Source organism: Panacagrimonas perspica, assembly GCF_004364935.1.
Taxonomy (GTDB): Bacteria; Pseudomonadota; Gammaproteobacteria; order Nevskiales; family Nevskiaceae; genus Panacagrimonas; species Panacagrimonas perspica.
Map to the genome: position 1 here is coordinate 2461936 of NZ_SOBT01000008.1, position 12426 is coordinate 2474361.

Sequence of the window (12426 nt, forward strand, 5' to 3'; positions counted from 1 at the left end):
TTCATGGCAGCAGACCTAGCAGCAGCGGAGACCCGGCTCTGGGCCGCCGCGAATCAGTTATGGGCCAACACCGGCCTGCGTCCAGCGGACTTCTCCGAGCCCGTCCTGGGCCTGATCTTCCTGCGCTACGCCGACAAGCGCTTCGAGGAGGCCCGCGCCGCGCTGCTGGCGAAGGGTTTCGATGCTGACGAGCTGGAGCCGCACGACTTCCAGGCCGAGGGCGTGGTCTATCTGCCCGATACGGCCCGGTTCTCCAACCTGCTCCAGCTCACCGAGGGCGACAACGTCGGCAAGGCCCTGAACGAGGCCATGCTGCTGATCGAAGGCGGCAATGCGGAGCTGCGCGGCGTGCTTCCTCGCAGCTACAACAAGTTACCCAACCCCACCTTGGTGGAATTGCTACGGCTACTGGCCCCGCTGGACCTCGCGGGTGATGCCTTCGGCAAGGTCTATGAATACTTCCTGGGCAACTTCGCCCGGGAAGAAGGCTCCAAGGGCGGTGTGTTCTACACGCCCAGCAGCATCGTCCGGCTGATCGTCGAAATCCTCCAGCCCTACCACGGCCGCATCTTCGACCCGGCCTGCGGCTCCGGCGGCATGTTCGTGCAGTCCGCGGACTTCGTGCAGCGGCACCAGAAGAGCGCCACCAGCGAGCTGACCTGCTTCGGCACCGAGAAGGATGCCAAGACCGTCAAGCTCGCCAAGATGAACCTCGCGGTGCATGGCCTTTCCGGCGACGTCCGCGAGTCCAACACCTACTACGAAGACCCGCACAAGGCGCTCGGCCGTTTCGACTTCGTCATGGCCAATCCCCCGTTCAACGTCTCCGGCGTGGACAAGGACCGCCTCAAGGACGACCGCCGCTTCGGCCTGGGCCTGCCGAGCACGGACAACGCGAACTACCTCTGGATACAGCTCTTCCATGCAGCGCTCAGCGATACCGGCCGCGCCGGTTTCGTCATGGCCAATTCGGCAGGAGATGCACGCGGCAGCGAGCTGGAGATCAGGAAGAAGTTGATCCAGTCCGGCGCCGTGGACGTGATCGTCAGCATCGGCTCCAACTTCTTCTACACCGTCACGCTGCCCTGCACGCTGTGGTTCTTCGACAAGGGCAAACGCCACGGTGCGCACAAGGACAAGGTGCTGTTCCTGGACGCGCGGCCCTACTTCAAGCAGGTCACGAGGGCGATCCGCGAGTTCACACCGGAGCAACTAGAGTTTCTCGCCAACATCATGCGGCTGTACCGCGGCGAGGCGCCGGAGTTCGCCAGCGACAGCCGGGCGATGCTGGCCGAGAGGTTCCCAGAGACGAAGTACAGAGACGTGGCGGGCCTATGCAAGGCCGCGACGTTGGCGGAGATCGAGGCGCAGGGCTGGAGCTTGAATCCGGGCCGTTACGTTGGTGTCGGCGCACGCGGTCCGGATGAGTTCGACTTTGCCGAACGGTTGGAGGAGTTGCAGGAGGAGCTTCAGCTTCTTTCGGCCCAAGCCAGCGAGTTGGAGGGTGACATCTCTACCAACGTCACTGCGATCCTTGAGGCTCGGCTTCCGTGAGACACATTTTGTTCGATCGCGAGTTGCCATCTCAGTGGACGTTGACGAGCGTCGATGCGATCAAGGCGAACGAGAAGAGTGCGTGTGTCGCTGGTCCGTTCGGGTCGAACATCAGTTCAAAATATTTTGTAGCTGAAGGCGTGCCGGTGATTCGTGGCAGCAACCTCACCGACGACCTCACGCGCTTTGTTCCTGAGAGCTTCGTCTTTGTGTCATTGGACAGGGCAGCTGCCTATCGGGCTCAACATGTCCGCGCAGGCGATCTTGTCTTCACCTGCTGGGGCACGATTGGACAGGTCGGATTGATACCAGCCGACGGGCCATTCCCCGAATACATCATCTCGAATAAGCAGTTGAAGCTGCGCCCGGATGCGGCCGTGGCGGACCCGCTTTATCTGTTCTACTACTTCGCGTCGCCTCAGATGGTTGCTCATATCAGGAATCGCGCGATCGGTGCCGCTGTTCCAGGCATCAATCTCGGGATTCTCAAGGCACTGGAAGTTGTTCTGCCTCCACCTAGGGATCAACGCCGCATCGCCTCCATCCTCTCCGCCTACGACGACCTGATCGAGAACAACACGCGGCGCATCGCAATCCTGGAGGAGATGGCCCGACGAATCCACGAGGAGTGGTTCGTCCGCTTCCGCTTTCCCGGCTACGAAAACGTGCGCATGGTCGAGTCCGAGCTGGGGTTGGTGCCGGAGGAGTGGGATTTCACTACGCTGGGAGCAGTGTGCGCATACATCAACCGTGGACTTGCCCCGAAGTACGACGAAGATGCACCTGGACTCGTCATTAACCAAAAGTGCATCCGCAACCAGCGGTTGAGTCTTTCCGAGGCTCGCCGACAGAGCAAGGCCGTGCCGAAGGACAAGCTGGTTCTGGTGGGGGATGTGCTGATTAACTCTACGGGCGTCGGAACCCTCGGAAGGGTCGCGCAGGTCATGGAACCTCTGGAGTCATGCACGGTGGATACGCATGTGTCGATAGTCCGGCCGTCGCGCGATATGGACCACGACTTTTTCGGCTCGGCACTACTCTCTAAGCAGCCACACTTCGAGGCACAGGGGGTGGGTTCGACTGGGCAAACAGAACTGAGCCGTGGCCGTATCGCCGAGACGGCCATCCTATTGCCACCAAAACCACTGCGAGACCAGTTCGGAAAGCTGGTCAAGCCGATGCGACAGCTTGCGGTCCGGCTGCAAGTGAAGAACGCCAACCTACGCGCCACCCGCGACCTCCTCCTTCCGAAGCTCATCTCCGGCGAGTTGGACGTGTCGGCGCTGCCGGAGCCGGAGGCCATCGCTGCATGAGCCCTACCCTCGGCATCAAGGAGATGTCGGCAAGCTACGGCGAGCTGATGCTCGTCGAGCAGCCGGCGATTGAACTCCTTGAGTCGCTGGGCTGGACTCACGCCAACCTCTACGCCGAGACCTACGGCGACCAGGGCACCGAAGGTCGCGAGAGCGAACATCAAGTCATCCTGACGCGCAGGCTTCGCGCTGCGCTTGAGAAGCTCAACCCCGGGCTGCCCGCCGACGCCTACATGCAGGCTATCGAACATCTCGCGCGGGACCGCTCCAAGCAGATCGCCGTCAATGCCAACCGCGACCTGTATCGCCTGCTCAAGGACGGCGTGAAGGTGACGGTGCCGGACGATCACGGCGGGCAGACCACCGAGACGCTGCGCGTGATCGACTGGACCACGCCGGGCGACAACGACTTCTTCCTCACTTCGCAGATGTGGGTGGCGGGTGATATGTACCGGCGCCGCTGCGACCTACTGGGTTTCGTCAATGGCCTGCCGCTGGTCTTCATCGAACTGAAGAAGCCGGCCGTGCCACTGAAGAGCGCATTCGACGACAACCTGCGCGACTACCGCGGACAGTCCGTGCCGCAGCTCTTCCACCCCAATGCCTTCATCCTGCTGTCCAACGGCTCGGACACCAAGGTGGGCACGCTGACGAGTGCCTGGGAGCATTTCTTCGACTGGAAGCGCGTGGACGACGAGGCCGAGGCCGGCAAGGTCTCGCTGGAGCGCGCATTGCGCGGCTTGCTGGAGCCTGCGCGGCTGCTGGACTACGTGGAAAACTTCACGGTCTTCGAGGAGGGCAAGGGCGGGCTCATTAAGAAGACGGCAAAGAATCACCAGTTCCTCGGCGTGAACCGGGCCATCGCACGGCTGACCGAGCTGCGCGAATCCAACGAGAAGGAGCGGAAGCGCCTGGGCGTGTTCTGGCACACGCAGGGCTCGGGCAAGAGCCTGTCGATGGTGTTCTTCACCCAGAAAGTGCTGCGCAAGCTGAAGGGCAACTGGAGCTTCCTGATCGTCACCGACCGTGAGGAGCTGGACGACCAGATCAGCAAGACCTTCAAGGCGACGGGCGCCACAGCCCGCGAGGACGTGAGGGCGACCAGTGGCGAGCATTTGAAGGAACTATTGCGCGGCAACGAGCGCTACATCTTCTCGCTGATCCAGAAGTTCCGGAATGAGTCCGGCCAGCCCTACCCGATGCTCTCGGACCGCTCGGACGTGATCGTCATCACTGACGAGGCACATCGCAGCCAGTACGACATCTTCGCGCTCAACATGCGCAACGCGCTGCCCCATGCGGGCTTCTTGGGGTTCACCGGGACACCGCTCATTAAGGGCGACGACGAGCGCACGCGCGAGGTGTTCGGCGAGTACGTGAGCGTTTACGACTTCGCCCGGTCCATCGAAGACGGCGCAACGGTGCCGCTGTACTACGAGAATCGCATCCCCGAGGTACAGCTCACCAACGAGGACCTGGACAAAGACCTGGAGGCACTGCTGGAGGCAGCTGAGCTAGACGAGGACCAGGAGAAGAAACTGGAGCGGGAGTTCGGCCGCGAGTACCACATCATCACCCGTGAGGATCGGCTGGAGGCCATCGCCAAGGACGTGGTGACGCACTTCACCGGGCGCGGCTACCGCGGCAAGGCCATGATGGTCTGCATCGACAAGGCCACCGCGGTTCGGATGTACGACAAGGTACAGGCGCACTGGAAGGCCGAGATCGCGAGACTCAAGGCGGAGCTGGCGCGGGCCAAGGGCGACTCCCGAGAGGTGCTGATCGCCCGCATCGCGCTGATGGAGTCCACGGACATGGCCGTGGTGGTGAGCCAGGGCCAGAACGAGATCGAGGACCTGAAGAAGAAGGGCCTGGACATCGCGCCGCATCGCCAGCGGATACTCAAGGACAACCTGGACGAGAAGTTCAAGGACGAGAACAACCCGCTGCGCTTGGTGTTCGTGTGCGCGATGTGGATCACAGGCTTCGACGTGCCGACCTGCTCCACGATCTACCTGGACAAGCCCATGCGGGCGCACACGCTGATGCAGACCATCGCGCGAGCCAACCGCGTGGCGGCCGGCAAGGAGTCTGGCCTGATCGTCGACTATGTCGGCATCTTCCGGGCGCTCCAGAACGCACTCGCGATCTACGCCAAGCCGGGCGAGCGTAGCGGCGAGCCGATCCTCGACAAGTCCGCACTCGTGGCGGCCCTGCGGGAAGCCTTGGAGGGCGCGCGCGCGTTCGCCACGGCGCACGGATTCAGCCTGGAGGCCATCGCCAAGGCACAGGGCTTCGAGCGCATCGGGCGCATGGATGAGGCCGTGGAAGCCATCCTCGTCACCGAAGCGGACAAGAAGCTGTACCTCCAGATCGCGACGCGCGTCTCGCGGCTGTTCAAGGCGATCCTGCCGGACCCGTTGGCCAATGAGCTGGCGCCATTGTCTGTGCTCGTGGCCTATCTCGCCGCGAAGATCAGGGCGGAGACGGAACAGCCGGACATCTCGGCCGTGATGGGAGACGTGGAGGAGCTGCTGAACGACTCCATCGCCACAGAGGGCTACCACATCGGCCCCGCGAGCCGGCCGGAGTCGCTCATCAATCTCTCGGAGATCGACTTCGAGGCGCTCCAAGCCAAGTTCGCGCAGAGCCACAAGCGCACCGAGGCCGAGAAGCTCCGCCGGCTGATCGAGGGCAAGCTCGCGCAGATGCTCAAGGTGAACAGCTCGCGCGTGGAACTCGCCGAGAAGTTCCAGAAGCTGATCGACGAGTACAACGCCGGCAGCCAGAACATCGAGGACCTGTTCAAGGAGCTGGTGAAGTTTGCCCGCGAGCTGACGGAGGAAGAGAAGCGCGGCGTTGCCGAGGGCCTCACCGAGGAGGAGCTTGCGATCTTCGACATCCTAACCAAGCCCGAGCCCGTGCTGACCAAGGCCGAGGAAGCCGACGCCAAGAAGGTCTGCCGAGAAGTCCTCGCCGCGCTCAAGCGCGAGAAGCTGGTGCTGGACTGGCGCGAGAAACAGCAGGCACGCGCGGCGGTGATGCAGACCCTCAAGTTGGAGATGCGCCGGCTGCCGGCACCGTTCACCAAGGACATCCGTGCGGAGAAGTTGGCGCGGACATACGCCCACGTCTATGACCATTACTTTGGCGCCGGGCAGAGCGTCTACCAGCCCGCGGCGACCACTTAGCGGCGCTCTGTGAATCTGTGGGTGTCGGTGCTCTACGGTGCGGGGCGTCGAGATTTGAACGCCCATGATCGAAGAAGACGGCAACCTCCCCGAAGAAGAAGAGCTGGACGACACCGACGATCTACTCCCCGCCGAGGAGTTGGATGACCGCGACTTCGTGCCCTACAGGGTCCCCTCGGGACGCCGGGCGCGGCTGCTGGCGGTCGAAGCCGTTAAGGACCTACTGGAACACGAGGAGCGCACCAAGTCGCGCACCCGCAAACGCAGAGTCGAGGACCAACGGACCTTCGAGACCACGGTGTCGGCGCTGCTCTGCGATGTCGTGCATCGTGAGCTGACCGAGCCGGAAGGCTGGATCACGGTGACGTTCGACAAGAGCGTGCTGGGCTGTGGCGGGCGGTATCGCGCCACCGCGTTGAATACCAAGTTCCCGGACATCGTGCGCGCACTCACAACGCGGAGCTGGATCGAGCTGGAAGAAGGTTACTACCGGCACCCATTCATCGAGGGACGACCCAGCAAGCGCACCCGAGTACGCGCAGGCGACACGCTGAAGCGCTGCTGGATCGACGCCGGCCTCGCGCTGGGCGACTTCGATGTAGAGGACAACGAGGAGGTCATCCTCCTGCGCCGCCGTCGCGTCGATCACCGGGACCGCGGCGGCACTACGGACTATGTGGACACCGAGACCACGAACCGATACCGGGACGAACTCCGCCGGATCAATCAGTGGCTACGGAAGGCCCCGCTTGCGTTCCGCGGTGTCACCGATGGGGGCCGCACGGTGGACCTCGGGGACCGACGCCTGCGGCGCATTTTCAACGACGGTTCCTTCGAGCGCGGCGGGCGTCTCTACGGCGGCTTCTGGCAACGTCTCAAGCCCGAGGAGCGCTTCGCGGGTCTGACCATCGGCGGCTCACGGATCGTCGCGCTGGACTATGGCCAGACTGCGCTGCGTATCCTCTACGGCATGGCGGGCATGACTCCGCAGTGGACCGACGGGTACGCCGTGCCCGGCCTGGAGGGGCATCGAGCGGGCGTCAAGAAGCTGCTCAACGCCATGCTCAACCGCGAGACTCCACTGACGAGGTACCCGAAGGGTTTGCGCTCGCTTTTCCCGTTTTCAATTCCGGCGGGACGCGCCACCTATCTGATCCACGAGTTCCATCCACCCGTGAGGACACACTGGAGGCCGCGGATCGGATTGAACCTGATGTTCCGCGAGAGTTGCATCCTCGTTGATGTACTGCTTCGACTGATGGATCGCGGAATCGTGGCACTACCAGTCCACGATGCGGTGCTCGTTGCGGAACAGCACCAGGACATCACCAAGGAGGTCATGCTGGAGGTGTTCCTTACTCATACCTCTATACCTGGAATGGTGGGGGTATGTAGTCATGGGTAACCGCAGTTCACCTCAGGTTCCCCATAAGGAAGGGCCGTAAGGCACTGCCGTTATGACCCTTCCCTCAAAACGCAAAGCCGACCTCCGCCGCCGGCTTACTGCGGGCGCAGACGAGCACCGCAAGTGCGCCATCATCGGCTGCCCGTGCCCGACGACCGCCTCGCGCGGCTCCGGTCTGAACCGTCTGTACTGCCGGCGTCACGAGGAGCATCACGAGCGCCACGGGTCCTACCTGAAGTCGAGTTACTCGGCGGCCCAGCTCGCGCCCTACCGCGCAGCGGCCCTGCGCACACTGCGGGAGTACCAGAAGGACACGCGAGTGCACCGGGCGCGGCTGGGCATCGAAACCCTGTACGCCGCAGCGGGTATGCCTGTGGACGCCTTCCGGCTCCGTGGGCTGTCGCCTGAGGAGCGAGCCCGAGCCGCCTGGGCGCGGCTGCGTCAGGACAAGGTGGACCCTCTGGTGCCTCTATCGGAATGGCTGGCCCTGTCCGCTGTGATCCGCGACGATTCGCAACCCGACCACCGCAACGAGTTCCGCCTCGTGCAGGCCGGCAAGCTCATCCATCGGCTGGCTGGTGGATCGCATCGACGGTGGGAGCGAGAGCGTCCGGGCGGAGCGGTGGAGGTGATCGAGCTGCACCGATACCCTGCCAGCCGCGGACGCGTCCTCCGTCACCTTGGCGAGCGACTGGACCGGGCAGCGGAGACGCTAGAACCGCTCCTCAGTGACTTGCGGGCCGCTGAGGCGCCCCCAAGGCAGTCGGCACGCAAAAGCAGCCAACCGCTCTAACCTTGATTCGGCAGTCGCTCGACGTGCGCAGCGATCTTCGGCAACAGGTGCGCGCCGTAGCGTTCGCCTTCGGAGCGCGGGGCATGACCGCATAACTGATCGAGCACCGTTTCCGGGATGTCGTGCTCACGGCCCCAGGTCTTGAGACGATGGCGCCACGAGTGCGCGCCAACCTTGCGTGGGTCGGTGATCTTCAATTCATCGCGCAGCATCCGGCCGAGTACCTTCGACGCAGTACCGGAGCGCTCGCCGAAACGGTCGGGATCGAGGTCCGGAAACAACGGGCCTGACTGGTCGCGCAGATCGCGCGCGTATGTGAGCAGGTCCGCACTGATCGACGGATGCAGCGGCACGAGCCGCGCGGAACCTACGTTCTTCAATCGGCGTCCTTCGCCTTCAAGGTTGATGTCGAGAACAGGAACGCCCTTCTCTACGCGCACGTCGCAGGCGCGAGCGTCGGTGACTTCTTCGAGACGACATCCGCTGTACGCCATGACCGAGACCACCCAGCGAATCCAGCCGCCGCGAGAGCGTGCGGCCTGTAGGTACGCTCGGGCTTCCTCGTCGGTGAACCCCTGGCGCCTGTCGCGGGCCAGCGCGAGCTTGTTGACCTTCACCGTGAGACCAGCGAACGGATTGCCCTGGAGGACATCACGCTTGCAGGCGACGTTGTAGGCAGCCCGAGCGAAGGCGATGTAGCCGAAGTTGATCGTCCGCGGCGCGATGTCGGAAGCCTTCAAGGAATCGACCCAGGCGCGTGCGTGGTCCTTGGTAACCTTCGCGGCGTCCGTAATGCCGTGCTTGTCGTGCATGTAGCGGACGAGGATGTCCCACTTCTTGCCGCCCTCGTACAGCGTCTTCGGTGCACGGTCATCGTCGGACTTGACCCACAGCGACCAGACCGATGCGAAGGATGTAGGCGCATCGTCATCACCTGCCTTGCTGCCGATCTTCGGCGACACGAACACGGGCGCATCAGCGAGACCGGGAACGGCCCCGTAGTCGTTACGACGACGACGCGCCATCGTCTGCCAGTACGTGAGGTCTTGCCAGAACAGCGCGACCGCCAGTTCCTCGCGACTTGCGTGATCGACGCTCGGCAGGCTTTTGGACATCAATAGATCATCGACTGCCGACGACATCATGCGCAGGATCGCGCCGCGGTCTTCGCTGGCGGCCTGGATCGCATCTATCTGCACGTCGATGGTCACCGCGTCGGGCGGCGATGCTTCGTCCTTGGCGACCCTGGCGGACAGCCATTCGGCCGCGAGGGCGGCGATGCGCCGATGGTCGAGGATGACCGTCTGTTCCGCGTTCGCAATGAGGCGCTGAGCTTCAGCAACCATCGGCAACCCGCGGCGCTCGGCCGTGGCCTTGTCGCGCGTCTTCAGCGACCGGCGAAACTCAGTGAGTCCACCGAGGCGTGAACGCAGGTGCTTGGGGATGACAACCCGGTATTCGTAGATGCCGGTCTTGCGTTTCTTGAATGTGTCCACGAAGGACATCGTAGGTCGCCCGATGGAGTAACCGATGGAGTGATTTCCAATCGGTTACCCCAGGGCGATCAACGGTTTCCTGACGAATCAGGAACTTGCCAACTAAATGGCGGAGAGAGCGGGATTCGAACCCGCGATACGATTTGACTCGTATACACGCTTTCCAGGCGTGCTCCTTAAACCGCTCGGACACCTCTCCTTTTAACTTTGAATCTGCGTCTCCGTCTGGAACGGATCAGCTCTTCGGTATCTCGACCTCGGGCTCGTCAGGCTTGGGGGCCTTCTCCGCCGCCACGTACGGCGGCGGACGATCGAGGCACACACCGTCGCCTTCCTCGTTCTTGTGGCCGAACGGAACCGCCGTTGCCGGGCGATCCGGCAGACGCAGCGCGGACGGCGAGGCCGGAATGGCCAGACCCTGGACGGGCTGCAGCTCCGGCACGATCTCGGCTTTCTGGTAGTCCTGGTCGACCAGACAGTAACTGTTCGTGGTGCAGGCGGCGACACCTGACAGGGCAACCAGCAGCAAGGAAGCACGCAGCAGCATCAGATGGCTCCGGCGGCACGCAGAGCTGCGCGCACAGTATCGTGGGAAGTCGGGGACAGCGGCACCAACGGCAGGCGAATGCCGGCACTGGCGCGACCCATCTGTTCGAGCGCCCACTTCACGGGAATCGGGTTGGCTTCGCAGAACAGGTCGCGATGCAGACCCGCCAGCGGGGCATCGAGTTCCGCAGCCTTGGCGGCGTCACCGGCCAGCGCGGCCTTGCACACGCGGTGCATCGGCCCCGGCACGACGTTGGCCGTCACCGAAATGTCGCCATGAAATCCGGCCAGGATCGACTCGCGGGCCGTCGCGTCGTCGCCCGAATACAGCGCGAACGTCTTCGGCAGATCCAGCGCGCGCAGTTCGCGCACGCGAGCCATGTCGCCCTTGGCTTCCTTGAGGCCGACGATGCGCGGCACCCGGGCCAGGCGCGCCACGGTGGCCGGCAGCAGGTCCACGCCGGTGCGTCCGGGCACGTTGTAGAGAATCTGCGGGATGTCCACCGCCTCGGCGATCGCCTTGTAGTGGCGATACATGCCTTCCTGGGGCGGCTTGTTGTAGTACGGCGTCACCAGCAGGGCGGCGTCGCAGCCGACTTCGCGCGCGGCAGCCGTCAGTTCGATGGCCTCGGTCGTCGAATTGGCGCCGGTTCCGCCGATGACCGGAACACGCTTGCCGGCGCGCTGGACGATGCGGCGCATGACCTCGACGTGCTCTTCGACACTCAAGGTGGGCGACTCGCCGGTGGTTCCGACGGCCACGATCCCGTCCGTGCCCTCGGCCACGTGCCAGTCGACCAGGCGATCGAGCGCGTCAAAGTCCACGCGCCCGTCCGGATGCATGGGAGTGACGATGGCGACGATACTGCCTTGAATCATGCTGGCGACCGCGAAACGGGTACGAAAGGCGGCGGAGTATACGCTCGCGACGGAGCGCCGGGAACGAAAATCGAGCGTGGTCATTTGGTCCTTCCCTCAATAAACTCGCGCCTTGGAAGACCTTCCCCAACCCATGACACCTCAGGACACCCTGCTCTCCATATCGGTACTCGCCAGGACCAAGGCGAACGTACCGCTGGAGCTCTTCCGCGCGATCCGTGAGCGCGCCTGCGAGGTGGAAGACTGCCGCATTGCCCCCATCGGCGACCGCCTGGCCGCCAACCTGGTGGTGTCCGGCAACTGGAGCGCGCTCGGCCGGCTGGAAACGGCGCTGCCGGGCATCGCGACCAAGCTCGACCTGCAGGTGCGCTTCGAGCGCTGCGGGCCGCGCGTGCAGGCCCCCGAGTTCCGGCCCTACGCGGCGGACGTCATCGCCCCGCAGCAACCCGACCTGCTGGTCCACCTGCTGGAGTTCTTCTCCGGCCAGGACGTGGAGGTCGCCGAGATCTCCACGCAGAAGTACAACTCCAACTACACGGGGGCGGAGATGTGCAGTGTCCAGATGGTGCTCCACGTGCCGGTCAACCAGCACCCGCAAGCACTGCGCGAATCCTTCATGGATCTCTGCGACGATCTGAACGCGGACGGCATGCTGGATCCGATCAAGACCTGACGGCAGCGCACGCTCCCGGCGCTGACCCGATTCTTGCGGGTGGAATGCCAGGAGTGAGGGGCCTGAAGGCCCGATGATTCGAAGGAGCGAGATGACTCTCAGCGTTGGCGACAAGATTCCGGACCTCAGCCTCCCCGCCAACGGCGGCCGCACGGTCGGCTTCAAGGATTACAAGGGCAAGAAGCTGGTCGTCTATTTCTACCCGAAGGACAACACGCCGGGCTGCACGCAGGAAGGTCAGGACTACCGCGACCTCTACAAGCAGTACGTCAAGGCGGGCGCCGACATCGTCGGCATCTCGAAGGACAGCGTGAAATCCCACGACAACTTCGTGGCGAAGTTCGAATTCCCGTTCACCCTGCTGGCCGACACCGAGGGCGCCGCCTGCGACGCCTTCGGCGCGATCGTCGAGAAGAGCATGTACGGCCGCAAGTACATGGGCATCGACCGCTGCACCTGGCTCTTCGACGAGAAGGGCAAGCTTCGGCAGGTCTGGCGCGGCGTGAAGGTCAAAGGCCACGCCGCTGAAGTGCTGGAAGCGGTGAAGGCGCTCTGATCTACCCTTCCTTCCCGATT

At 63.6% G+C, this 12426-nt stretch carries 10 protein-coding genes and 1 tRNA gene; 7 read left to right on the plus strand and 4 right to left on the minus strand.

The genetic code is table 11. The features are described 5' to 3' along the window. Positions 1–3 precede the first annotated feature (3 nt). The 5 genes from DFR24_RS11095 (at position 4) to DFR24_RS11115 (ending at position 8256) form a co-directional block, all read left to right on the plus strand. Complete coding sequence (locus DFR24_RS11095) at positions 4–1554, plus strand: type I restriction-modification system subunit M (RefSeq protein WP_133881321.1); 1551 nt, start codon at positions 4–6, stop codon at positions 1552–1554. Beyond that, on the plus strand, positions 1551–2867 hold the full coding sequence (locus tag DFR24_RS11100) for a restriction endonuclease subunit S (RefSeq protein WP_133881322.1): 1317 nt from the start codon (positions 1551–1553) through the stop codon (positions 2865–2867). Before DFR24_RS11095 ends, DFR24_RS11100 begins: the two co-directional genes overlap by 4 nt. Continuing rightward, positions 2864–6058, plus strand: coding sequence for a type I restriction endonuclease subunit R (locus DFR24_RS11105; protein WP_133881323.1), 3195 nt, complete (start codon positions 2864–2866; stop codon positions 6056–6058). Before DFR24_RS11100 ends, DFR24_RS11105 begins: the two co-directional genes overlap by 4 nt. A gap of 64 nt (positions 6059–6122) precedes the next feature. Beyond that, entirely contained in the window at positions 6123–7463 is a 1341-nt protein-coding gene (locus DFR24_RS11110) for a hypothetical protein (protein ID WP_133881324.1), read from the plus strand. A gap of 52 nt (positions 7464–7515) precedes the next feature. Further along, entirely contained in the window at positions 7516–8256 is a 741-nt protein-coding gene (locus DFR24_RS11115) for a hypothetical protein (RefSeq protein ID WP_133881325.1), read from the plus strand. Here the strand turns inward: DFR24_RS11115 and DFR24_RS11120 are convergent. From DFR24_RS11120 to dapA, 4 genes are all read right to left on the minus strand, one after another. Continuing rightward, positions 8253–9752: a DUF6538 domain-containing protein gene (locus tag DFR24_RS11120; protein WP_162851157.1), complete on the minus strand. Its 1500-nt coding sequence runs from the start codon at positions 9750–9752 to the stop codon at positions 8253–8255. The two genes, DFR24_RS11115 and DFR24_RS11120, sit on opposite strands and share 4 nt — an antisense overlap. Positions 9753–9859: 107 nt before the next feature. Continuing rightward, positions 9860–9951 (minus strand) — tRNA-Ser (locus DFR24_RS11125). A gap of 36 nt (positions 9952–9987) precedes the next feature. Next, on the minus strand, positions 9988–10299 hold the full coding sequence (locus DFR24_RS11130) for a hypothetical protein (RefSeq protein ID WP_133881327.1): 312 nt from the start codon (positions 10297–10299) through the stop codon (positions 9988–9990). Continuing rightward, positions 10299–11177, minus strand: coding sequence for a 4-hydroxy-tetrahydrodipicolinate synthase (gene dapA, locus DFR24_RS11135; RefSeq protein WP_133881328.1), 879 nt, complete (start codon positions 11175–11177; stop codon positions 10299–10301). Before dapA ends, DFR24_RS11130 begins: the two co-directional genes overlap by 1 nt. A 133-nt stretch (positions 11178–11310) precedes the next feature. On the opposite strand from dapA, the gene DFR24_RS11140 reads away from it, so the two are divergent. Both DFR24_RS11140 and DFR24_RS11145 read left to right on the plus strand, forming a co-directional pair. After that, positions 11311–11850: a glycine cleavage system protein R gene (locus DFR24_RS11140; RefSeq protein WP_133881329.1), complete on the plus strand. Its 540-nt coding sequence runs from the start codon at positions 11311–11313 to the stop codon at positions 11848–11850. A gap of 91 nt (positions 11851–11941) precedes the next feature. After that, positions 11942–12406: a peroxiredoxin gene (locus DFR24_RS11145; protein WP_133881330.1), complete on the plus strand. Its 465-nt coding sequence runs from the start codon at positions 11942–11944 to the stop codon at positions 12404–12406. The last annotated feature ends 20 nt before the right edge of the window (positions 12407–12426 follow it).